Below are 24,335 nucleotides of genomic sequence, written 5' to 3'. Positions count from 1 at the left end.
AATAAAACTAATATCTATTTACCGAATACCGTGTTGAACCAAGCAGTGCCAAACCCTTCTACCTGAACGCGGCGTCGCGAGCAAAGCCAGTCTGGGCGCGCTCAGCGCACAGCCACCGGAGTGTACATATAAGTACATGACGGTGGCGAGCACTGCGTAAACCCAGAATGGCAAAGCGCAGTAGCCGTTAACCGATCACCCCACTTCGGCTTCTCTACGTAACCGCGCCTTCAACTGACTGTATTCCTGTTGCACATAGTTTTCTGCCCACGTCTGATCTGGGATGGCTTCCAGCTTCACCGCGCAATATTTATATTCCGGTGTTTTGGAAATCGGATCCAGATGGTCCAGCGTCAGCTCATTACAGGCACCAATCCACCACTGGTAGGTCATATATACCGCACCGATATTAATGCGTTCACTGACTGAGACCCGCGTGATAACTTTACCACGACGCGATTCAACCCATACCAGTTGTTGATCCTGCAAGCGCATTTTATCTGCATCCTGCGGGCTGATTTGTACATAACCCGGTTCATCGGCCAGCGTTTGCAGTGCGGAACAGTTGCCAGTCATCGAACGGCAGGAGTAGTGGCCGACCTCACGCACGGTACACAACACCAACGGATATTGCTCATCCACCAGTTCCATTGGCGCACGCCATTCACTGGCAAATAACAACCCTTTGCCGCCAGGGCGGTCAAACTTATTACCGGCATATAACCAGGGTGTACCGGGGCTATCTTCAGTGGTACATGGCCACGGGATATAGCCCAAACCAGCCATTTTTTCGTAGGTTGCGCCATAGTACAGCGGGCATAACTCACGCAGTTCATCCCAAATCTCTTTGGTATTGTTATATTTCATCGGATAGCCGAGTGCGGTCGCCATCAGACTAATAATTTCCCAATCTGGTTTTACATCACCTTGTGGTTCAACCGCTTTTTCAAACCGCTGGAAACCACGGTCTGCCGCAGAATAGACCCCTTCATGTTCACCCCACGAGGTGGCGGGGAAGATAACATCCGCCTCGGCTGCGGTTTTAGTCATAAAGATATCTTGCACAATCAGCAGTTCTAATTCGCTGAAGGCTTCACGCATCATGGACAAATCCGGTTCGGTCTGGAGTGGATCTTCGCCCATCACGTAGTTGGCTTTAATTTTCCCCTCTTTCACTTTATGTGGAACATCGGTCAGCGAGTAACCGACTTTATCGGACAGGGATGGTACCCCCCAGGCTTTGGCAAATTTTTCCAGTGTGGCGGGATCGGTCACAGATTGATAACCCGGATACATATTTGGCAATGCGCCCATATCGCAGGCACCCTGCACGTTGTTTTGCCCGCGTACCGGACCAACACCGACATTCGGGCGCCCCAGATTACCGGTTAACAGTGCCAGTCCTGACAACCCTTTCACGACATCTACGCCCTGGCCCCACTGAGTGACACCCATCCCCCACAAGATGGTGGCTGAAGGGGCGGCGGCATAGATACGCATGGCTTCACGAATTGATTTCGCCGGCAGGCCAGTAATGCTTTCGACATATTCCGGGGTGTATTTGGCGACGATTTCACGGTACTCGTCGAAGCCCTCGGTATAGCGGGAGACATAATCTTTATCGTACAGCTCTTCAGTGATCAACACATTGGCAAAGGCATTCACCAGTGCCATATTGGAGCCGTTTTTCAGGGGCAACCAGAGATCTGCAATACGCGCCGTTTCGATATGGCGTGGATCGCAGACAATCACTTTCGCGCCTTTTTCTTTGGCTTTCAGAATACGGCGGGCCACGATCGGATGGGAGTCAGCGGCGTTGTAGCCAAACACTAAAATACATTTGGTATCTTCAATCTCGCAGATTGAATTACTCATCGCGCCATTACCCAATGTCACTTGCAGCCCGGCGACCGACGGGCCGTGGCAAACACGGGCGCAGCAGTCAATGTTGTTGCTGCCGGTAACCGCACGGGCAAATTTCTGCATCACATAGTTGGTTTCATTGCCTGGGCCACGGGATGAACCGGTATGCATAATGGCTTCCGGGCCATATTTTTCTTTGATTGCTCGCAGTTTACTGCTAGCAAACTCAATCGCTTCATCCCAGGATACCGCCTCCAGCTTGCCGCCTTTTTGGCGACGGATCATCGGCTGTTTAAGGCGCGGAGTTAGCAATTTGGTGTCATTGAGAAAGTCCCAACCATAGTAGCCTTTCAGACACAACTCACCCTGATTGGTGACGCCATTTGCGCCTTCAGCGCCAACCACTTTGCCATTCTCAACCAGCAAATTGATTTTGCAGCCGGAGCCACAGTACGGGCAGACCGTTAATGCTTTTTTCATAATAATTACCCTTCGTTCTTGGAGCCGCAGCCTTATTGACTAAAAGCTCATTTCGTTGGCTTCATCCAAAGCAGCGCGCATCTGTTTTTTGCGCAGCATGGCCTGCATGGTGTCGCGGCCAATCATGTGCAGCGCCTGCGTTGGGCAAACGGAGATACACGCCGGGCCGGCGGCTTGCCCTTCGCACAAGTCACATTTCTGTGCTTCGGCTTTCAGGCAGAATCCTTGTGAGAGGCCGTTAAACATCACTTCGACCTGTTTGGTCACGACGCTCATCGCACCATACGGGCAGGCAACGACACAGGTTTTGCAGCCAATGCATTTTTCCTGCAACACTTGAATACTGTCCGCTGCCCGAACAATTGCGCCGTTCGGGCAAACATTGGCACAAGGGGCATCTTCACAGTGCCGACACATAATGGCGGTACTGACATTTAGCCCTTTAACCACCTTCAGCCGAGGCGCGAAATTGGCTTTAGTTAGCGTGTCCAGCTTGCCACCGTTGTGTGCCAGCACGCAGGCCACCTCACAGGTGCGGCAGCCAATACACTTTTTGGGGTCTGCGATTATGAACCGGTTCATTGTGTTCTCTCCTTCCCCTTCATCTTTCAAGTTGCAGATGTGTTGGCTGCACTTGCTTACCCGAATCACTTACTTGAGTAAGCTCATCGGGACTCACTCGCTTGCCGCCTTCCTGCACCTTGAAATCTATTGGGGATAAATATCTTCATCTTTCAAGTTGCAGATGTGTTGGCTGCACTCGTTCGCCCGAATCACTTACTTGAGTAAGCTCATCGGGACTCACTCGCTTACCGCCTTCCTGCACCTTGAAATCTATTGGGGATAAATATCTTCATCTTTCAAGTTGCAGGTGTGTTGGCTGCACTTGCTTACCCGAATCACTTACTTGAGTAAGCTCATCGGGACTCACTCGCTTACCGCCTTCCTGCACCTTGAAATCTATTGGGGATAAATTGATAGATCTGGCAGATTCACGTTTAGAACAGCTAATCTGGCTCATTACCTTACATACTGCATGGTTTATGCCAACTTGAAGTGGTCAGGTAAAAGTGAATAAATGTGATTGTTTTATAAAGGATTAGTGGATGCTGATGTGGGCGGGGAGGTTAACAGGAAACTGTCGGCTGGCATGACGTCGGCAAATTTGACGACGGCATGCCGTCATTTCGCTATAAATGCGCGAAACCACCGTCACCTTGCCAGTGTGGCAGTTGTTGATACACCGTTTCTACCGCCTGTTTTACTGGCTCGGTCATTGGGAAGTAAAACGCTACTAAGGTGGGTTGAATCCCTACAAAAATGACTTCGCTAATATCTTCCTTTAACTGATCAATTAGAAAGTTGAGCGGTAAATTATGGGTGCTCATGATAAACATTTCGGCAATTCGCTCAGGGTCAATGATGCGAATCTCACCCGGCGGCAGCTCCATATCGGCAGCATCGACAATAACTAATCGCGTCGGTTGCAATGCGCGAATACGATGCACCACATTTTCCGGTGCCGAACCACCGTCAATCACCTGCCAGTCAATCAGTGGTTGTTGTGTCATGCGTTCAGCCAGTAGTGGGCCTGCGCCGTCATCGCCCATCATGCTGTTGCCAACGGTTAACACCAGATTGAGGGCGGTGGTGTGAGTGGCGGGGGGATGTGGCATGTTCATGGGCGGCGTTTCACCATTAAATAGATGGCAGGTTCCTGCTCGATATCGTACAGGGTTTGCAGCAGTTGTTGGCTCCATGGCTGGTGGAGTGAGGCGGAGTTTTCAGCCAGTGGTGCGAAGGCTTTTGCCAATAACTGGGTATGGGTACTGTCGATGGTGATTTCACCAAACTTCAGTAAACCGGCCATCTTGCGGTGAGCCTCGCCGGCGGGCAACTGACCAAACCATTGTTCATATTCTGCCAGCGGGCATTCCATGATGGCTTTTAAGCAATCAATCACCCCCACATGGTGGCCGATAGCCAGTGAGTAATACATCACTTGTTGTGCTTGCTCGGGCATATCGTCATCACTGTCGAGGAATTTCTGATTCAGTGCATAGAAAATAACCTTAGCGGACATCAGCTTTGCCTCCCGCCAATTGTATCAGGGCAATGTGTTGCAAGCTGGCGAATATCTCGCTCAGACGCGGATCATCTTGTTGGCGCAGGTAGTTCTGGCAGCGCTGTTCAAATTCCGGTAATGGCTGATTGGCCAGCAGCGACAAGAAACTGTCGGTGATTTCCCGCCCCTGGCGATAGCCGGCCATACGGCGCGCTTCACGCTCCAACAGCACTCGCAGATTGAGCGGTGCATCGGGGTGAATCAGCGCGACGCGTTCATCGGCACTCTCCTGATGCTCTTCGCCTTTCAGTTTTTGCTCCAGCAGACCCAATGCCACGGCAAAACCATAGATGGTTGCGGCTGGGGTCGGCGGGCAACCGGGAATGTACACATCAATCGGTACGATGGTATCGCTGCCACCCCAGACACAGTACAGGTCATGGAAGATGCCACCACCACAACCACACGCGCCGTAAGAGACGCAGATTTTTGGGTCCGGTGCCGATTCATAAGCGCGCAGTGCCGGTGTGCGCATGGCGCGAGTAACCGCACCGGTAAACAGCAAAATATCCGCGTGGCGGGGGGAGGCGACTACTTTGATACCAAAGCGCTCGGTGTCGAACAGTGGGGTGATTGAGGAGAAAATCTCAATCTCACAGCCGTTGCAGCCACCACAATCCACCCGATAGACATAGGCGGAGCGCTTGATATCTTTCAATAATTTACTTTTTAACTGGGCAACCGAGGGATCAAGTGCGATCGGTTGACTAACATGGTGCCCCCAGCCCGGTTTTAATGAATGTGGTTGGCTCATAGCTTGCCCCTCCCTTCGCTATGCTGATCCAGCATGACGTTGTTATTAATAACGATATTCTGTTTGCGCTTACACTCAGGGCAAGTTTCAAAATGTGGCCGCTGCTGCTCGACATCCTCGGCCGCCATCCCGGAATGAATCAGCAGTGCCATGACATAATCCACTTCTTTTTTCGGTGCAAAGGGTTGCTGGCATTGCTGGCAATGGGCAAGGGTAAAACTGGCGCGCTGATACAAATCCGCTTTGTTGAAGACGGCCAGTTCAAACTCTTGTGATAACACAATGGCGCGGGTCGGGCAGACCTCCTCACAGCGGCCACAAAAAATGCAACGCCCGAGAAATAACTGCCACTGACGAGTGCCACTAGCAAGATCGGTTTCCATGGTTAGTGCATTGGCAGGGCAGGCCATGGTACAAGCGCCACAGGCGATACATTGCTCGGCATCATATTGCGGTTTGCCGCGAAAACCGTGGCTGACCTCAAGCGGCTTAAACGGGTATTTCACCGTGGTGTCGCCCACTTTCAGGATGGTTTTAAACAGTTTTAACATTCTTCATCCCTCTATTTGAGCGGCGAATGGGTGCGCTCAATGCCATAACGCTCGATCTCTTTGTACGGCACAGTGACGGATTTTTGCTTGCGCACATCCACCAGAGTGACCCGGTCAGTACAGGAGTAGCAGGGATCGAGGCTGCCGATAATCAGGGGCGCATCGGAGACGGTATTGCCGCGCAACATATAACGCAGCACCGGCCAATTGGCGTAAGTTGCCGCACGGCAGCGCCAGCGGAATAGCTTCTGGTTGTCGCCGGTCATGCTCCAATGCACATCTTCGCCACGTGGTGCTTCCGAGAACCCGAGGGCGAACTTGTAAGGTTGGTAATTGACTTTTTCTTCCAGCAGCGGCCCGCCAGGCATATGGTTCAGGCCATATTCAATCATCACCAGCGAGTCAAAGAACTCGCGCACCCGCACCAGCAGGCGGGAGTGGACATCGCAGCCATCAAGGGTAAACAACTCTTTGGGCACATTGGCATAGTTGGCGTAGCTGTGGTCATGGCGCATATCACGCGCATAGCCACTGGCGCGGATCATTGGGCCGACCGGACTGAAATCGCGGGCGATTTTGCGATCCAGCAGGCCCACCCCCACGGTACGTTGTTCGATATTGGCGGTGCTCATCAACATATCCACTAACTGGCCGATATCGGCACGCATCTCCGAGACCAATTGCAGCGTTTTGATGCGATCCGCTTTCAGGATATCGCGGCGTACGCCACCAATCAGATTCAGACCGTAGGTTTTACGTGCGCCAGTGAGCATCTCAGCAATCGTCATCGCTTTTTCACGCACGCGGAAGAACTGCATAAAACCGGTATCGAAACCAACAAAGTGACAAGACAAACCGATATTGAGCAGATGGCTGTGCAGCCGCTCTACTTCAAGCAAAATGGTGCGGATCATCTGTGCCCGTGGCGGCACGATAATGCCCAAAGCATTTTCAATGGAAGAGGTGTAGGCCACGCTGTGGGTGAAGCCACAGATGCCGCAGATGCGATCTGACAGGAAGGTGACGTCGTTGTAACCCATGCGAGTTTCGGCCAGTTTCTCCATGCCACGATGGACATAAAATAGGCGGTAATCGGCATCAATAATATCTTCGCCGTCGACAAACAGCCGGAAGTGACCCGGTTCGTCAGAGGTAATATGCATTGGGCCAATAGGCACCACCCGGCTACTGCTGCCTGCTTCGTTTTCAAACTGATAGGTTTCTGTATCGCTGGTGGGCGTGGGGCGCTGGCGATAGTCCATGGTGTCTTTACGCAACGGATAGAGGTCATCTGGCCAATCATCGGGCAGCACTAAACGGCGCTCATCAGGCAGACCAACCGGTTGCAGACCATACATATCGCGTACTTCTCGCTCGCCCCAGACGGCGGCAGGTACCCGAGGTGTGACTGACGGGAACTCCGGTCGTTCGGGGCTGATAAGTGCTTTGACAATCACCCAGCACTTATCGCCATACTGCTTACCGGTCTCTTCGCCATATTGTTCACGGCCTTCCATCGACAGCACATAGTAAATGGCAAAATAGCCATTCAGGCTGCGTTCATCATTACCAAACAGCACCGACAACCAGCCACCTTGTTGATAATAAAGGTGCTCTACCACATCGGGCAGGCTATTTAGTTTGATGGTAATGGTCAGTTGATCAGGGGTTTGCCACTCTTCATCTAAAATCGCCGCAGGAAATTGTTCACGCAGGCGGGCTACATAGGCTGCACCCAGCTTTTCACCGCTGTGTGGATGGCTTGACACCGGCTGACCTGAACCCGGAATAGCTGAAATAGGGGTTTCGCGAGTCACGTTACATCTCCTGACGATTCGGGGTTAGTTGCACCGCACTATGGCTCTGTGCAACGGATGGAATGGGCTGAGTTACGGGTTGCGGTGGAGAGAGGTGCTGCCACGGCAGCATAAATTGTTGCTGGGTTGGCTCACTGCCATCGTTATTGAGAACAATCTGGGCCGCATCGGTCAATAAACGGGTCACTGGAGCCGGAATATGCACGCCAAGCAACAGCATCAACAGCAACAGTATCGCCATCGGCGCGGTGGTCAGAATACCCAGTTCGCCTTTGCTGACCGCTGCCGGTGGTGTTCCCAACACGGTGTTGGCTATCATGCGTACCAATCCGGCCAGTACCAGTGTTAGTAGCAAGAGCAGGGCGATAACCAGCCAAATATGGCCGGCGTCAATCGCGGCAGCCACCACCATAAACTCACTGATAAATACGTTAAACGGCGGCATCCCGGCCAGCGCTAATGCGCCACCAGCCAGTAACACCGCAGTCAGCGGTGCGACGCGGATAATGCCTTTAATCGCGCCCATATCCCGCGTGCCGTATTTCAATAACACATTGCCGGAACCACAGAACAGCAAGGTCTTAGCCAGGCTGTGATTCAAGGTGTGGAACAGTGCTGCCAGCACACCTAGCGGGCCGCCAATGCCCAGCGCAACCGCAATTAACCCCATATTCTCGACGCTGGAATAGGCCAGTAAACGCTTCATATCGCGCTGAGCCAGAATAAAGAAGGCGGATACCGCAACCGACATCATGCCGAACACCAACAGCAGCATTTGTGGGAAATGTGGCCCGATGGCGGCGCTGATAATGATGTAGTAACGGATGATAACCAGCAGGGCGCAGTTAAGCAGTACGGCGGATAACAGGGCGCTGGTGGGGCTAGGAGCTTCACTGTGGGCATCCGGTAGCCACGAATGCATTGGGAACAGCCCGGTTTTGGTACCGAAGCCAATCAGGATAAAGACAAACGCCAGATGCATCAGGCTGGGGTCCAACTCTTTAGCGTGTTCAGAAACCACGGTCCAGAAGATAGCACTGCCCGGATCTGCCAGCACATTCGCGGCATTGGCATATACCAGCACTGTGCCGTACAACCCGAATGCCACACCGACGGTACAGATAATAATGTACTTCCACGCCGCCTCCAGTGAGGAGCGCTGCCCGTATAATCCCACCAAAAAGGCTGAGCTGAGGGTAGTGGCTTCAATACCAACCCACATCAGGATCAGGTTATTACTGGTGACCACCAACAGCATGGTGAACAGGAACAGATGGAAGAAACCGTAGTAGTTGCACAGCGTGCCAACTGTGATTTCGCCATTATTCACTTCATGGCGCATATAGCCAAGGGAATAGAGACCGGTGATAAAGCCGATAATGCCCAGAATAGCGAGGAACAGCGCGCTGAGACTATCGATATGCAGCCAATTATGCGCCGCCAGAATCTCCCCGCCCAGCGCAACCCGACACACTACCGTCAGCGCCACCACTAGCAACACAGTGATGCCGGTAAAATGCACCCAAGTGGTTGCCATCCGTGCGGCACTGCCTAACGCCCGGCAAGCGAACGCGAGCAATGAGGCTATTAGAGGTATCGCCAGCAGCAACAACAGCAGGTCAGTATTACTCATTTCATTACCCCTTTAGCGCCGTCAGTTGTTTAACATCCAGCGTGTGCAGCGTGCGGTAAATCTTGCGCGCCATGAGCGTCATCACAATCACCGCGAAGATGGCATCGGTGGCAACGCCAATCTCGACCAATTCCGGTGCGCGGAAGGCCAGCAGCGCCAGCATCAGATGAGCCCCGTTCTCCATCAGGCAATAGCCAAAGATATTTTTCAGAATATTGCGTTGGGTGACGATACACAGCAGGCCAATCAGGAAATGCCCCAATGAGACGGCCAGCGCCGGTTTCAGTGCGCTGACCATGGGCAGTTGCACCGGTTCAACCACGAAGTAGCTCAGCAAGATAATGATGGCGGCGATAAAAATCAGGCTGGCGGTACCAATGATGCCGCCATTGGCTTTGGGATCGTCCATTTGGCGAAAAGCGCGATACATAATCCACGGCACCAGCACCACTTTGGTGACAAAGGCACTCAGCGACCACAGGTACAGCTCGTGGGCACCCAAGGTTTCAGCCAGTACCAGAAAAATCAGCACCAGTACCAGTGACTGCAAGGCATAAAGCAGCGCCGAAGTGGCGGGTTTCTTGGCGATGATTACCAGTAGTGAGGTAATGATCAGCAGCCCTGCGAGGTTATTTACGACCAAATTATTGACAAGAAGTGTTCCGGTCATTTTCTACTCCCTTATCCGAGCCAGGCGACAGCAATAAAGCTTGAGCACACCGACATAATCACCAGAATCACCAATACCCCCTGCATCGCCAGTGGCAGCGGTTTGGCGCAGGCGACCTCTGGTGATGGTTTACCGGGTACGGTTTGCCCGAACCAGTAGAGGAACCAGCCAAAGCTCGCTACCGATTCAAGTAGTGCCAGCACCAGCAGAGGTATCAGTAGCCAATGTTCGTGAGAGAGCGAGAAGCCAGCGGCAAAAATAGGGAATTTGCTGAAGAAGCCATTAAAAGGTGGCACCCCAGTGATTGCCAGTGCAGCGACACAGAACCCCACGCCCAGTAGTGGCATTTTGCCCATGATGCCTTTGAGTTTGGGTAACATACGAGTACCGCAGCTATAGCTCAGCGCACCTGCCACTAAGAAGAACAGACTCTTGGCAAACGCATGGTTAAAGATGTAGGCAATGCCGCCATCAAAGGCCATTTTTGAGCCATAGATAGCCAACGACAGAGCGAAGAAGATGTAAGACAACTGGGTGATGGTGGAGTAGGCCAGCAGCCGCTTCATATCTTTTTGTGGCAGATACATAAAGAAGCCATAGATCAGCGTAATCACTGCCATCACCATGCCCACGGTGCCAATTATTTGGGGTACATCGCCAGCGGAATAAATAGCGCGGGCAAAGATATAAACCCCCACTTTGACCATCGAGGCGGCGTGCAGGTATGAACTGACCGGCGTCGGGGCTTCCATCGCATCCGGTAACCAGATATGCAGTGGCAACTGGGCGGATTTCCCCCAAGCGGCAAACAGGATGCCGCCGAACACTATGATTTTGGTGCTGTTGTCTAATTGCGCCAGTGCCGTTAGGGCAAAGGTGCCGGTATTAACCAGTAACACCGCGGCCGCCAGATACAGGCCGATAGCCGCAACATGGGTTACCAGCAGCGCTTTGAGTGCCGAGCGCAGTGACTTCTGACTCTGGTAGTAACCAATTAATCCCCACGAACAACCGCCGGTGATTTCAAAGAAGAACAACTGACCCAGCAGAGTGGATGACAATACCAACCCGGCCATTGCACCGATAAATACCAGCAACAGGGCGTAGTAGCGGTTAGTGCCTTCGTGCGGATGCTCGCGATTACCCAGGGTCAGATAACCGGTGGAATAGATACTGACCAGCAGCCCAAGAAAGACGACGGCGAAAGCAATCAAGGTACTGATGCGGTCGATAGTCAGGCCAAACAGCGCCATATCGCCGTAGTGAATTAGATCAACCGTGACATCAATCTTCCCGCCACTTAAGTAGATATAGGCCAGCAACAGGGTTCCGAGAGTTGCCAGTAGTGAAAAGAAAGTACAGGACCATTTTGCCCATTGCTGTGGCAAGCAGGCCGTGAGGATGGCACCGGCAAATGGGACCAGAATGGTCGCAAGGGCGATGTTCATTAGGGCGATATTCATAAGAGCCATGTTCTCCATGATGGGTTTATTAGCTCCTTAAAGACCTGTGAGATAGAAAACCAGGGACAAGGCAGCAACACCAAACCCCAGCCAGGTAACACGGGAGGTCAACAGGAAGCGCCCACGGGCGATACTGTTTTCCACGATGGAGGCCAGTACAAACACCACCACCAGCTTGATAATGCAGGCCAGTAGCGCCCACAACAGGCCAAATCCAGTGAGTACTGCCAGCTTGCCGAACGGGATAAACACGGCGAGGAACAGTTGTGCCACCACCACTTGTTTCAGGCTGATGCCCCATTTGACCAGACCCAGCGCGGCACCTGAGTATTCGGTTAGCGGCCCTTCTTGTAACTCTTGCTCAGCTTCGGCGACATCAAACGGGATTTTGCCCATCTCGATAAACACGGCGAAACCACAGGCCAGTAACGCCAGCGCGGTTGCGGTCGGCGATTGCCAGTGGCCGGTCGAGAGTGCAGTACTGATGGTGCCGATATTGGTCGAACCGGCGATTAACCCCACTACCAGTAGCGACAGAATCAGTGTCGGTTCCACCAGCACACCAAGGGTTAACTCACGGCTGGCACCGATACCGGCAAAGATGCTGCCGCTATCCAGACCGGCCAGTGAGAAGAAGAAGCGGAACAGCGCGAACAGATAAAGCAGGGCTATCAGGTCTCCTGCCACGCCAAATGGCGATGCTAGCGTGAAAATGGGCAGCGCCATCGCAATCAGCAACATGCTGCCTAATAACACATAAGGCATCAGACGGAAGATGATGCCTGCATTCGCCGGTGCTACATCCTGACGTTTTAACAGTTTGGCTAAATCACGATAGTCTTGTAGCACGCCCGGCCCGCGGCGTGAGTGCATGCGGGCTTTTACCATGCGCGAAATACCCGACATCAATGGTGCCAGCGCCAGCATGAAAAGCGCCTGCCCAATGGCGAAGGCAATCATAGAGACCGCAGGCATATCAGTAGTTGGCATTGCTCGTCTCCTTAAATAGCCGCGATTATCAGCAGGGTAACCAGTGCGGCGACCACATACAGACAGTAGAGGCGGAAATCACCCTGTTGTAGCCATTGAATACGCTGGCTGAGCCATTGGATCAGGCGAATAAGCGGGGCCACAATTTTGTCGTCCCATAGCGGCTCTACCCGCCCGGCACCACTGATCGAGTGCTCAAGAGCACGTTGCATCATCGGTGCGGGGGAGAGGGTTTTACGCATTCGATAGAGTGGGGCAAACATCATCCGCAAGGGTTGAGTAAAACCACCGGCGGAGACGGTCATTGCTTGTTCGTAGGCATAACCACAGGCCCATGGGTCACCGCCATGGCGAAATGCCAGACGACTGCCTTTGTAGAGACTGGCTATCAGTAAAATCACCAGTGGCAGGATTAATAAGCCGAAGAAGATGTAGAGGGTAGACAGCATCGCTTGAGAACTGTGTTGTGGGAACAACAGCGGCCCTTGTGCAACCTGTAAAGTCTGTGCCGCAGGGGCCGCTATCAGGCTACTGGCAATGCGGGCAATCACCGGTGCTACCTCGGTGGCACCAATCCCCAATGCCAGGCACAGCAGGGCCAGCAACAGCATGGCTGCCGTCATTGGCCACGGCACTTCCCGCGCCTGTGCGGCTTTTTCCGTGCGCGGCAGGCCGCAGAAGCTAATGCCGTAGACTTTAACGAAGCACATGGCCGCCAGCGCGCCGGTAATTGCCAGCATGACGATGGCAATCGGTCCGGCCAGACGAATAATAAATCCACCATCTTTGGTCATAGTAAATAACGATTGATAGGTGAACCATTCACTGACAAAACCATTGAAGGGCGGCAGCGCTGAAATTGCCATACATCCCACCAGAAACGCCAGTGCGGTATACGGCATCATCCTTGCCAGCCCACCCATCTTTTCCATATCTTTGGTGTGCACCCGGTAGATAACGGCGCCAGCGCCAAGGAACAATAACCCTTTGAATACTGCATGGTTAAGCAGATGGTAGAGTGCACCCAGTAGGCCAAGGGCGGCCAATATAGGCTGGTGGCCCGCGATACCTATCATGCCAACCCCAACGCCCATCAGAATAATGCCGATGTTTTCAACTGTGTGATAAGCCAGCAGCCGTTTGATATCGTGTTCGGCTAATGCATACAGCACTCCCAGTACCGACGACACTGCACCAAAGGCCAGCACCACCACTCCCCACCATATTTGGCTGGCACCGAGTAAATCGATACCAACCTTGATGATGCCGAAGATACCAATTTTTACCATCACGCCGGACATCAAGGCCGAGGCATGAGATGGGGCTGCGGGATGGGCGCGTGGGAGCCAGCCATGTAATGGCAGCATCCCAGCTTTGGCACCAAAACCGAAGAAAGCCAGCAGGAAGATAACGGAAGCCATCACCGGCTCTGGATGCACCTGCCGGAAGGCGGAAAATTCCAGGCTGCCGCTCTGGCGGTACAATAAGAAGAAGGCAATCATGATTAACACGGAACCGGCGTGGGCAATCAGAAAGTAGAGTAGGCCGGCGCTGATAGCATCGTCGTCTTGATCGGAAATTACCAAGAAGTAGGAAGCCAATGACATCATTTCAAAGAAAATAATAAAGTAGAAGGCGTTATCCACCACCACCAGTGCCACCATCGAGGCGATGAACAGGTTCATAAATACCCCCATTCCCCATGCCCCACGCCCTTTGTATTCCTGCACATAAGCCAGTGAATACAGCGAAGTGACCACCACTAGCAGTGAGATGACCATCAGCATAAAGGCCGCCAATGGATCAAGGCGCAGACTGAAGGCCGCGAAGGGGAAGGGTCCGGCGGTGATAAAGGTAATGATATCGCCCCCCAGTAAGGTTGGCGCGGCGGCAAACAAGCCAGCAACCCCACCCAGCAATGAAGCCAGCCCAGCGGCATAAATCGCCAGCGTTTCCCGGCGAGCCAAAAGTAGCGAAAGTAGCGCACCAGCCAGATAGAGCAGTAAGGAGAGCCACAGTAGCTCCAGAGAGTTCATCATCTTTTCTGCTCCTCGTGAGAGAGGGTGGGCGAGCTGTCCCCGGTGATAAAGGGCAGGTCGTTGGCAAACCCACGGGCCGCAGCGAGCCGTTTAGCCTGATTGGCTTGCTCGATGCTGTGTTCATCCACCAACATCAGTGCGTTAGTGGGGCAGACCCGTACACATTCCGGTCCCTGTGGTTGGAAGCTACATAAGTCACACTTCACCGCAATGGCACGAACACCGGCGGTCCAGGCCAGGAACGGGTTCATATTGGCCGGGCTGAATGGCACATCAGACAGCTCGGTCATCGGAATATATTCAGGAAAGCTCTCCGGCACGGCTAATGGCTTACTGCCAGCGGGCGTAATTGCGCCAAACGGGCAGGCGATACCACAGAGCTTGCAGCCGATGCAGGTGGTTTCATCCAACTCAACGGCGTTATTGGTCAACGTGATGGCATTGACCGGACAAACTCGCGCGCACCATGCATCCTCGCAGTGGCGACAGAGAATCGGTGCTGTGACCGTGGCATTTCGCATCACGGTCAATCTGGGGTGCTCTTGTAAACCCTTGGCTTTATGCACCTGGCTGCAAGCAGCCATGCAGGTATTGCATCCAATACAAAGCCTCGACTCCGCAATGACAAAGCGGTTCATAGCCATACCCTCCGGGACAAAAATCTGGTGACAGTCAGGCTGATAGCAATCATTTCTAAGCTGCAAAGCATATTCTGTGCCAGCACGCCTGCTGCTGCTGTAAAAGAGCGGTGAAGGCACGCCTGCTGTGCATTGGGGCGGGGGGAGTAAATAGCGGAGATTTAAACGGCAGTGAAAATGGCGTAATTACGGTGGTTAAGTGTCGACATTAGTGACGAAACCGCCGCTCATCAATGACACTTCGACAGTGATTGCTCACCTTAATCATCTGGTCGCGGCCACATCTAAATAATAGTGTTATTTATTAGTTGTTTAGATTATTTTTCGAACAAGTGAAAATCAGCGCGTGGCTGGCATCTTCTTTGCATCGCTATTGTCAGGGATACGCCACAGGAGCAGCACGGTCATGCATGAAATAACCTTGTGCCAACATGCTATTGCCATGATGGAACAGCAGGCTCGCTTACATGGCGCGCAGCGAATTACGGGGGTGTGGTTAGAAACCGGCGCATTTTCCTGCGTCGAACCGCAGGCGTTAGAGTTCTGTTTTGAGTTGGTATGCCGAGGCACGCTGGCGGAAGGTTGTGTGCTGCATCTTAGCCAGCAGCCGTCACAGGTGTGGTGCTTTGATTGCCAGCAGCAGGTTAATTTGCTGAGTAGCAAAGTGATACGTTGCCCATTGTGTGCCGGGAGCCATTTACGCATCGGCGCATCTGATGATGGCGTCATACTTAAGCGACTGGAGGTGGAATGAGTTTACTTTTTTTAACTGAAATTGGGCGATTGAATAACGCAGAGGCTAGGCTATGTGTATAGGCATCCCCGGTCAAATTGTCGCACTGGATGAAACTCAGCCCGGTACTGCCTGGGTGGATGTGTGCGGTGTGCGGCGTTCGGTGAATATTATGCTGGTGGCTGCCGACTCGCAGGCCAGTCTGGCATTAATCGGCCATTGGGTGTTGGTGCATGTCGGGTTTGCCATGAGCAGGCTGGATGAAGAGGAAGCACTGGAAACCTTGCAGTTGTTACAGCAGATGGGGGAGGTTGAGAGTGATGTAGGGGCATTCTTGGGGCAAAGGGGTTAACCGGACGGGTGTATTATTAAAAACAGGATCGGATTAGATTTCGGTTGTTAGTGCCTCATAGCTCACTTGACCTTTGATAAACCCAATCCAATAGCAAAAGCTAATTCAAAATCATGGTGCTGGTGCAGGATTTTTCTGCTTTTCTTCTGCCAGCCGGTGTTCCAGTTCAACCAATTGTTCCGGTGAGACGGCCGGATAACCTTGTGCGTCATCGGGGATCACATGTATCGCAGGGATAGGGATTAATGGCCCAAGAAAACGTGGTTCGCGTTTCAGAATATAGAGATCCGACAATGCGCCGAGACGGGCAAAAATCTCACGCACTCGCACATTGAGCATATCTTTGGGGGACGGGACGGCAAAACACTGCGCCTGAATCCCCATATGGAGGGCGATAAACAGTGCCCGTTCGCAGTGGAAGCGCTGGGTAATGATAATAAAATCGTTGGTGTCGAATACCTTACGGGTGCGCACGATGGAGTCCAATGTACGGAAGCCCGCGTAATCCAGCACGATATCAGCGGGGGCGACACCGGCGGCGATCAGGTCGCGGCGCATGGTCATCGGCTCATTATAACTTTGCAGCGCATTATCGCCGCTAAGCAGTAAATAACTGACTTTGCCACTGTTATAGGCGTTTATCGCCCCTTGGATCCGATATTGATAAAACTGATTAATACCACCAGTGCGATAATATTTAGCTGTACCCAAGACCACACCGACCTGCCGGTGGGGCAAGTCTTGTAGCTCATCATAGATAAAGGGGGCTGTTTTCCAGCTAATCCAGCGATCGAGCGCAATAGCAGTCACCATCAGCAACCCTACGATGGTAATCAAGCTAATAATCAGGCGTTTCCACATTCTCAGGCCTTTGATGCATTCAATCTACTGGTCATATTTGCAAGGCTACTTTACCTGCGCATGCGGCGCAAGCCTTATACCCTTCGTCCTTGAAGCTACAGCGTTGTTGGCTTGTCGGCTGGCTGTAACTCCAATGCCTTTGGGTATTATCTTCGACCTTGAAGCTACAGGGGAATTCGTTATTCGGCCCATACCGAAGTACAGGCCGAATAATAACTAGAACGATGTGCGCTTATAAGTGCGGTACTGCGGCTGCCAATAGTTATGCTCAATGGCTTTTGCCAGCGCTTCTTCTGAGGTAACAATGGCGACACCTTGCAACTGCGCCGCTTTGCCCACCTGCATTGCAATGCTCTTTGACACAGCCTGAATATCGTCGATACGCGGCAGCAATGCCCCTTCACCGTTCGATGCTAGTGGTGAACAGTCAGCCAATGCACGACTGGCTGCCATCAACATACCGTCGGTCACCCGCCGGGCGCCCGATGCCAACACACCCAAACCAATCCCTGGGAAGATATAAGAGTTATTGCATTGTGCAATCGGATACAGCTTCTCCTTATAACTAACCGGTGAGAATGGGCTGCCCGTGGCAACCAGTGCGGCGCCATCGGTCCAGTTAATAATGTCTTCTGGCCGTGCTTCAACCCGTGATGTCGGGTTAGACAATGGCATTACAATCGGCCGTGGACAGTGCTGGTGCATCTCGCGGATCAGCTCTTCAGTAAACAACCCCGGCTGGCCTGAGACACCAATCAGCACGGTCGGTTTAGCATTGCGCACCACATCCAGCAGTGAAATTGAGTCACTGGCCAGATTCCAGCTTTGTAGCGAATCACTCTTTTGCACCAGTTTACTTTGGAAATCCAATAAGTTAGGTAGTTTGTCAGTCAACAGACCAAAACGGTCAACCATAAAGACTCTCGCCCGAGCTTGATCTTCACTCAAACCTTCTGAAATCATCTGTGCAATGATCTGTTCAGCAATACCGCAACCTGCTGATCCGGCGCCGAGGAAGGTGACGGTTTGGTCGCGTAACTGGCTGCCTGCGGCATGGCTGGCAGCAATCAGGCTACCCAGCGTGACCGCCGCGGTGCCCTGAATATCATCATTGAAACAACATAGCTCGTCACGGTAGCGGTTCAGCAGCGGGGTGGCATTGTTCTGCGCAAAATCTTCAAACTGCAACAACACATTTGGCCAGCGGCGTTTGACCGCCTGAATGAATTCGTCAACAAAAGCATAATATTCATCACCGGAAATACGCGGATGACGCCATCCCATATACAGCGGGTCATTCAGGCGTTGCGGGTTGTTGGTCCCGACATCTAACACTACCGGCAATGTATAGGCTGGACTGATACCACCGCACGCGGTATACAGCGACAATTTACCAATGGGGATCCCCATGCCGCCAATACCCTGATCGCCAAGGCCGAGAATTCGCTCACCGTCGGTTACCACGATAACTTTCACGTTCTGTTTAGTGGCGTTTTGTAACATATCGTCAATGTGTTCACGGTTTGGGTAAGAGATAAATAACCCACGCGCACGACGATAGATATCAGAGAAGTGTTCACAAGCCTCGCCAACGGTAGGCGTGTAGATAATTGGCATCATCTCGCTGAGATGGGCGTCCAGCAGGCGGTAAAACAGAGTCTCATTGGTGTCTTGAATGTTGCGCAGATAGATATGCTTGTCGTCGTCATTTTTAAAATCTTGATACTGGCGGTAAGCGCGCTCAGCTTGTTCTTCAATAGTTTCAACCGCTTCAGGCAACAATCCGTGTAAGTTAAAGTGGTTGCGCTCATCATTAGTAAAGGCGCTGCCTTTGTTAAGGAGAGGGAATTCTAACAGGATCGGACCAGCGTAGGGGATATAGAGGGTGCGCTTACTTTCGTATTCAAGTTCCATGAGTTTTACTCTTATATGACTATGGGTATTGATAGCAATTGTTGCCCTGATCCTAAAAGATAAGAAGAATATGTACAGCTTTTGTTAGTTAAATATGTCTGTAATCGGTAAAAGTGCGAGTTAACTTGCAGATTTAGCTGAGCAGTTTATTGGAACCAGGCGTCATTCGTTGCGAGGTCTTGGTGCTATGATCGGCATCGCTCAGGCCAGCTTATGGCTTGGAATACCAGATGACTTATCAGGTCGTACACGCGGGAATGAGTTTCACTGCTATTTAGGGGAATCGGTAGGATTAGCGTGATAACTGGGGGTTAGCCATGTAACCCCCAATTAGTTGGGTGTTATTTAGGCAAAAATGTCACGTGTTTTACATCATCGCAACCTAAGGCTGCCAGTGTTGCCAGTGTGGCATCCCACTGAGTCAGTGTCGGATTACTGCCCTCAATTAGCACCGCACGGCGAATGGCCGCGCAATCCCCACCGGTAATGTTGGTCAGGATCAATGCAGCTTGCAGCGGTGGTAGGCTGGGGTTGAAGGCGGCATTTTCTGCATAACGGCCCACATAGATAGCACCATCAGCCGCTTCCAATGCAACACCGCTATGAGCATTGCTATAAGGAGCATGACTGTGGTTCGCACCTTCGAGGGCTGCCTGAGTCAGTGCATCGGTTTCAGCTACGGTGTAGCCATGAAACACCGGATCCATCAGCAGCGTGGTGATATCCAAATCTTTCGGGCCGAAAGAGTCAGGCAAATAGTGACCCAGGGTTGCGGCAGGGCGGCCCGGCAAATGGATATGCAGGTCGGTTCCGCTATTCAGCTCATTCATAAACTGGCGGCAATGACCACAGGGAGTGTAATTAACAGTAATTGCGACCAGGCTGGCTTCGCCGCGTAACCAGGCATGAGTAACCGCACACTGCTCGGCATGAATGGTTTGTTGTAGCGGTACACCGCTAAACTCCATATTGGCGCCAAAATAGAGGTTGCCGCTGCTCCCCTGAGCGATAGCACCAACCATAAAATGAGAGATTGGCGCCAGCGCACACGCGGCAGCCAGCGGCAACAACGCGAATGCCAGCGCATTGTCATTCAACCCACTGATGCTTTTTACCGTTTCCACTTGCTTCGCTGTCAACATGGCAGGGAAATCGTTTGCGCTCAGAATAGGTTCAAGTGCTGATTGCAGTGAAGCGGGTAGCTTAGCCCAAGGGGCATGAAAACGTGCTTGCATAGGGAGTCTCTCCAAGAGTAACGGGAAACTATTTTAGGCAGCTTAGGGGCTTCTTGATGTGATTAAGATCTCATTACCAATGAAATCGATGCAAGTAAAATCTCAAATGAGAGATGTATCTCAAATTTAAACCTGAAAACAGGCGCTATTTCCCCTTGTTACTGTAGACCCTGATGTGCGTTTGCGCGTCAGGGTCTCACGCCATTAGCCGAACAAATGGAGTAACACCGGGAATAGGAAAGGAGCCAACAGTGAAGTGATAATCCCGCAGATTACCAGTGCCAGTGAGCTAAATGCACCTTCCTGAAAGTCCATTTCAGCACAACGGGCGGTGCCCAGTGCATGGGAGGCGGTACCCATGGCTAAACCTCGCGAGGCCTTAGTGGTTATCTTTAATAAATTTAGCAAGCTATGGCCAAATACCGCACCCAAAATACCGACAAAAATGACGCATACTGCGCTGATGGCGGGTAAGCCATGGATAGACTCAGCGACGGCCATGGCAATAGGTGTGGTGACAGATTTAGGCAATACCGAAGCCGCAATCTCCGGGGTTGCTCCCATCCACAGGGCGACCGCCGTACCACTAACCATGGCGGTAATACTGCCAATAAAACAGATACTGATAATGGATTTCCAGCGGGCGCGAATTTGATGCAATTGTTCATATAGCGGGAAAGCTAGCGCCACCACGGCGGGTTGCAGTAAATCATTCAATACTTTGCTGCCAGCAAAATAGTTGGCATAGGGCATATGCGTGACCAGCAGCAATGGAATGATAACAACCATCGATATCAATAATGGGTTAAGCAGTGGCATTTTCAGCCAGCGGGCTAAGCGACGCGCACCAAAGAATACGATTAAGGTGAGTGGCAGTGACCACCATAAATTGCTGATCATTTGTCGTCCTCGGTATGGGTAGGAGAACCAATGACTTTGCGTTCGCGGTGAACATAATGAGAACTGTAAGCCACCACCAACATGACAATTAGGGTGCTGACAAAGCAGGAAACTACGATGGGACCAAACTGTTTAGTCAGTTGGTCGTAGTACTGCATCACACCGACACCAATCGGCACAAACAACAGCGCCATATAACGGATCAGTAGGTGGCAACCGGGTTTCACCCAGATTGAAGGCAATATCTGGGATGCCAGCAGAGCAAATAGAATCAGCATCCCAATGATACTGCCAGGGATGGTGATAGGCAGCAGCAAAGCCAGTGCTTTACCCGCCCATAAGCACAGATAAATAATGGCGAAAGCCCGCAGGTACTGCCAGCAAAGTGAAGTCACATTGCGCATAGAAAAGGTCCTGAGTTACGGAGTGCATTCATCATACAATTAAGTTTGATTATGTGCTAGCTGTCACACTATGAATAATAGACTCATCATGTATCAAACTGTGAGCGTGTTGATTTGCTACTACACATAACTTATTCGCAGCCCGCCTTGCTGCATCTGGGCGCCTATTGGGTATGTTCTGATACCTGATGGGGTTGAGCCGACTGCGTCTTAGCCAATCGATAGCCACGATAGAAAAATGCCAGCCCCAAAATAGCCGCGATAATCAGCATATAGAACATCATCTGCGGTGCGGCCCAGGCTAGCAAGAAGCCACAAAGTACCGGATTAATCGCTCCGCCTAACTGACCGAGATTTTGTACCCCATAGTAACTGCCTTTGAGATTCGCTGGAGCAATAAAATCGATAAACAAGTATTCGACTGGGATAACAATAATTTCGCCCAATGAGAAAATCGCCATTGCCAGCATCCATAGTGGAATTGAATCTTGAGCCGCCATAAATCCGAGTAGGCCAATGATAAAGAACAGGGTGCCAAACATCAGCCAGCGCATTAAGTTCTGCTGATTCATACGGCGACTTAATAAGTATTGCAGGGTAATCACAATAGTTGCATTAACGGTCATTACTGCACCGATCACCTGATAGGCAAATTTAGCATCTGACACCGTAATCAGATATTGAGATAAATAACCCGAGAATTGGCCAAAGACAATGGCACTGAGCATACTGCCCAGGGTGAAGTAAATCAGCCGTTTATCACAACGTAAGATAGTAAATGTTTGGCGGAAATCCGGTACTGATTCGCTGGCTGAATGTTCTGTTGCTAACATATCGGTACTGCTTATTCTGAATTTCAACGCCACCGCGACCAGCAACGCCAATACACCCGAAATGATAAAAGGCAATTGTGAGCCAAAACCAACCACCAAAACCCCCATCGCCGGCCCCACCGCCCAGCCGACATTGACCAGTGTGTAGTTAGCTGAAAAGGCTTTAATACGTTCATTTACTGGCAGCCAATCAGCAAAACAGGCTTTGAGCGCGATACTGTAAACCGAGTAGGCCGAATGCAGCAGCGCCAAAATCAGAATGATCCAGGCCGGATGCTCAATCCATGGCAAAGTAAAAAATGTGGCAGAAAACAGACTTATTGCGAGCAAAATCAATAGCTTTTTATTGAATTTGTCCACCAGATAGCCACCATATAGGCTAGTGAAAATACCTAACGTCAAACTTGCCCCTAACACCAGCCCGACTTTATCGGGAGCCAACTGAAAATGCTCAGCCAAATAGATAGTTATAAAGGGCAGGGTGATAGCTCGCCCAATAGTCAGGACCAGCGAAGCAATCAATAAATTGGTGACACGTGATGGAAATCCTTTCATGGCATTTTCTTTTTTAATTATTTGGATAATAAGATATATCTATGCGGATTATTTCTAATAAAAAGAATGACTCGCACAGCGCTACGACAGTGGCTCAACCAACTACATTAGACTATTGCGGCGATAAAGAGAGGGGGGAGGGAGGAAAAATTTTTGTAAGCAGCAGATCGGCCTGAATCGATCTGCCAGTAATTGATATCGCCAAGGTCATGGGCGTTACCGCTAACATAGCAGTAACGTCAAGGACGAAGAGGATAATTAACCTAAATATTCGATGATTGACAGCCCAGCGTTATAATCGGTGCTGTAGATAATCCCTTGTGCATCAACAAACACATCACATGACTGAATAACTTGTGGCCGACCAGGGCGTTTATCCACCATTTTTTCCGGGGCTGCAGGCACTAATGCACCGGTTTCCTTCGGTTGGTATGGGTTACTGATGTCGTAAGCGCGCACTCCGGCATTTTGATAGGTAGCAAAAATCAGTGACGAACTGATAAAGCTGCCTGGGCGGTTCTCATGCAGGTTGTGCGGGCCGAAATGCGCCCCTTTTGTGACGTAATCCCGCTCATCAGGTACCGGAAAAGTTGAGATACTCACCGGATTGCTTGGCTCACGAATATCGAACAGCCAAATATGCTTTTCACCATCTTCCTGATTATCCAGCACCGCCTCATCCAGCACCACTAATAGGTCGCGGTCTGGCAATGGAAGTGCAGTATGGGTACCGCCACCAAAGGGGGGGCTCCAGTTGCGATGGCTGATCAGTTTCGGCTCATGCCGGTCAGAGACATCCAGCAGGGTCAGTCCACCATCGCGCCAACTGCCATAGGCTGTATCACCGCTGATAATGGCATGATGCAATGCGTAACGTTTGCCTTCTGGCCAGCTTGGTTGCTCACCCGCCGCAGTATGCATGCCGGGTAAAGCATAACGCCCCGCCACCTGTGGTTTTTGCGGGTCAGCCAGATCAATGGCCAGGAAAATATAATCACTGTAGCCATCCAGCAATGCAGAAACATAAGCCCAGCGGCCGCCAACATACCAGATGCGATGAATACCAATACCATCAAGCGGCAGGAAGCTAATTTCACGCGGTCTATCCGGTATCGAAATATCAAAAATACGTAAACCGGCACTCCAACTGCGACCTTCCTGCCGGGTACTGACGGTTTGTGCCACGGAGCGGGTGTAATAGACTTTCTCTTGCGCAAAACTGGCGTCGGCAAACAGGTCGCGTGCGTTAATCACCAGCAGCAGGTCATCATGGACTTGTAAGTGTACGTTCCAAGTATTGGGGGGAGCGGCGATAAAACCTGCCGGGCGCGGATTTTTCGCATCCCGCACATCAATAATTGATACCCCTTGCGATACCATATGGCCGACATAGGCATAGCCACGGTGCACCATTACCTGTACACCGTCGGGTTTTCCGCCCTGATTGCTATGGCCAATCAGCCGCATATTGCGGCTGTATTCGGGTTGTGGCAAGGAAGCTTGCGTTGCCATCTATTTCACTCCC

22 protein-coding genes are annotated in these 24,335 nt (G+C 51.6%); 2 read left to right on the top strand and 20 right to left on the bottom strand.

Going from position 1 to position 24,335, the window contains the following annotated elements:
- Positions 1-195 precede the first annotated feature (195 nt).
- The 13 genes from A6J66_009095 to A6J66_009035 form a co-directional block, all read right to left on the bottom strand.
- The gene (locus A6J66_009095) at positions 196-2,343 is read right to left on the bottom strand and encodes a formate dehydrogenase subunit alpha (protein ID PNM24336.1); all 2,148 of its coding nucleotides are present in this window, start codon (positions 2,341-2,343) and stop codon (positions 196-198) included.
- Positions 2,344-2,382: 39 nt separating this feature from the next.
- Positions 2,383-2,925 carry a 4Fe-4S dicluster domain-containing protein gene (locus tag A6J66_009090; GenBank protein ID PNM24335.1) on the bottom strand — a complete coding sequence of 181 codons (543 nt, stop codon included), beginning with the start codon at positions 2,923-2,925 and terminating at the stop codon, positions 2,383-2,385.
- A gap of 608 nt (positions 2,926-3,533) precedes the next feature.
- The gene (locus A6J66_009085; GenBank protein ID PNM26954.1) at positions 3,534-4,019 is read right to left on the bottom strand and encodes a hydrogenase maturation peptidase HycI; all 486 of its coding nucleotides are present in this window, start codon (positions 4,017-4,019) and stop codon (positions 3,534-3,536) included.
- Between the two features lie 2 nt (positions 4,020-4,021).
- Positions 4,022-4,426 (bottom strand): formate hydrogenlyase maturation protein HycH, encoded by a 405-nt coding sequence (locus A6J66_009080; GenBank protein ID PNM24334.1) that lies wholly within the window; start codon positions 4,424-4,426, stop codon positions 4,022-4,024.
- A complete protein-coding gene (locus tag A6J66_009075) occupies positions 4,416-5,222 on the bottom strand; it encodes an NADH-quinone oxidoreductase subunit NuoB (protein ID PNM24333.1) in 807 nt (268 codons plus the stop codon). Before A6J66_009075 ends, A6J66_009080 begins: the two co-directional genes overlap by 11 nt.
- Positions 5,219-5,773: a hydrogenase 4 subunit H gene (locus tag A6J66_009070; GenBank protein PNM24332.1), complete on the bottom strand. Its 555-nt coding sequence runs from the start codon at positions 5,771-5,773 to the stop codon at positions 5,219-5,221. Before A6J66_009070 ends, A6J66_009075 begins: the two co-directional genes overlap by 4 nt.
- A gap of 11 nt (positions 5,774-5,784) precedes the next feature.
- A complete protein-coding gene (gene hycE / locus A6J66_009065) occupies positions 5,785-7,590 on the bottom strand; it encodes a hydrogenase large subunit (GenBank protein ID PNM24331.1) in 1,806 nt (601 codons plus the stop codon).
- 1 nt (position 7,591) lies between these two features.
- Positions 7,592-9,223: a hydrogenase 4 subunit F gene (locus A6J66_009060; GenBank protein ID PNM24330.1), complete on the bottom strand. Its 1,632-nt coding sequence runs from the start codon at positions 9,221-9,223 to the stop codon at positions 7,592-7,594.
- A 4-nt stretch (positions 9,224-9,227) separates the two neighbouring features.
- Entirely contained in the window at positions 9,228-9,893 is a 666-nt protein-coding gene (gene hyfE, locus A6J66_009055) for a hydrogenase 4 membrane subunit (GenBank protein ID PNM24329.1), read from the bottom strand.
- Positions 9,894-9,904: 11 nt separating this feature from the next.
- A complete protein-coding gene (locus A6J66_009050) occupies positions 9,905-11,374 on the bottom strand; it encodes a hydrogenase 4 subunit D (protein ID PNM24328.1) in 1,470 nt (489 codons plus the stop codon).
- A gap of 18 nt (positions 11,375-11,392) precedes the next feature.
- Complete coding sequence (gene hycD, locus A6J66_009045) at positions 11,393-12,346, bottom strand: hydrogenase 3 membrane subunit (GenBank protein PNM24327.1); 954 nt, start codon at positions 12,344-12,346, stop codon at positions 11,393-11,395.
- An 11-nt stretch (positions 12,347-12,357) separates the two neighbouring features.
- Positions 12,358-14,385, bottom strand: coding sequence for a hydrogenase 4 subunit B (locus A6J66_009040; GenBank protein ID PNM24326.1), 2,028 nt, complete (start codon positions 14,383-14,385; stop codon positions 12,358-12,360).
- The gene (locus tag A6J66_009035) at positions 14,382-15,023 is read right to left on the bottom strand and encodes an electron transporter (protein ID PNM24325.1); all 642 of its coding nucleotides are present in this window, start codon (positions 15,021-15,023) and stop codon (positions 14,382-14,384) included. The genes A6J66_009040 and A6J66_009035 overlap by 4 nt, the downstream gene beginning before the upstream one ends.
- 406 nt (positions 15,024-15,429) lie before the next feature.
- On the opposite strand from A6J66_009035, the gene hypA reads away from it, so the two are divergent.
- Positions 15,430-15,777 (top strand): hydrogenase maturation nickel metallochaperone HypA, encoded by a 348-nt coding sequence (gene hypA / locus A6J66_009030; GenBank protein PNM24324.1) that lies wholly within the window; start codon positions 15,430-15,432, stop codon positions 15,775-15,777.
- Between the two features lie 52 nt (positions 15,778-15,829).
- Positions 15,830-16,108, top strand: a complete 279-nt coding sequence (hypC, locus tag A6J66_009025) for a HypC/HybG/HupF family hydrogenase formation chaperone (protein PNM24323.1) — start codon at positions 15,830-15,832, stop codon at positions 16,106-16,108.
- Between the two features lie 111 nt (positions 16,109-16,219).
- Here the strand turns inward: hypC and A6J66_009020 are convergent, their stop codons facing one another.
- From A6J66_009020 to A6J66_008990, 7 genes are all read right to left on the bottom strand, one after another.
- A complete protein-coding gene (locus tag A6J66_009020; protein ID PNM24322.1) occupies positions 16,220-16,969 on the bottom strand; it encodes a vancomycin high temperature exclusion protein in 750 nt (249 codons plus the stop codon).
- A gap of 216 nt (positions 16,970-17,185) precedes the next feature.
- Positions 17,186-18,883, bottom strand: a complete 1,698-nt coding sequence (locus A6J66_009015) for an NAD-dependent malic enzyme (protein PNM24321.1) — start codon at positions 18,881-18,883, stop codon at positions 17,186-17,188.
- Positions 18,884-19,224: 341 nt separating this feature from the next.
- Positions 19,225-20,118 carry a cytidine deaminase gene (locus A6J66_009010; protein PNM24320.1) on the bottom strand — a complete coding sequence of 298 codons (894 nt, stop codon included), beginning with the start codon at positions 20,116-20,118 and terminating at the stop codon, positions 19,225-19,227.
- Between the two features lie 204 nt (positions 20,119-20,322).
- The gene (locus A6J66_009005) at positions 20,323-21,018 is read right to left on the bottom strand and encodes a CidB/LrgB family autolysis modulator (GenBank protein PNM24319.1); all 696 of its coding nucleotides are present in this window, start codon (positions 21,016-21,018) and stop codon (positions 20,323-20,325) included.
- Positions 21,015-21,422: a hypothetical protein gene (locus tag A6J66_009000; GenBank protein PNM24318.1), complete on the bottom strand. Its 408-nt coding sequence runs from the start codon at positions 21,420-21,422 to the stop codon at positions 21,015-21,017. The genes A6J66_009005 and A6J66_009000 overlap by 4 nt, the downstream gene beginning before the upstream one ends.
- A gap of 164 nt (positions 21,423-21,586) precedes the next feature.
- Positions 21,587-22,810: an MFS transporter gene (locus tag A6J66_008995; GenBank protein ID PNM24317.1), complete on the bottom strand. Its 1,224-nt coding sequence runs from the start codon at positions 22,808-22,810 to the stop codon at positions 21,587-21,589.
- A gap of 258 nt (positions 22,811-23,068) precedes the next feature.
- A complete protein-coding gene (locus tag A6J66_008990) occupies positions 23,069-24,322 on the bottom strand; it encodes a hypothetical protein (GenBank protein ID PNM24316.1) in 1,254 nt (417 codons plus the stop codon).
- Positions 24,323-24,335: the final 13 nt, after the last annotated feature.

Source organism: Yersinia enterocolitica (assembly GCA_002082245.2).
Lineage (GTDB): Bacteria > Pseudomonadota > Gammaproteobacteria > Enterobacterales > Enterobacteriaceae > Yersinia > Yersinia enterocolitica_E.
The sequence above is the reverse complement of the archived record's forward strand: the minus strand, read 5'-3'. Positions and strand labels throughout refer to the sequence as shown.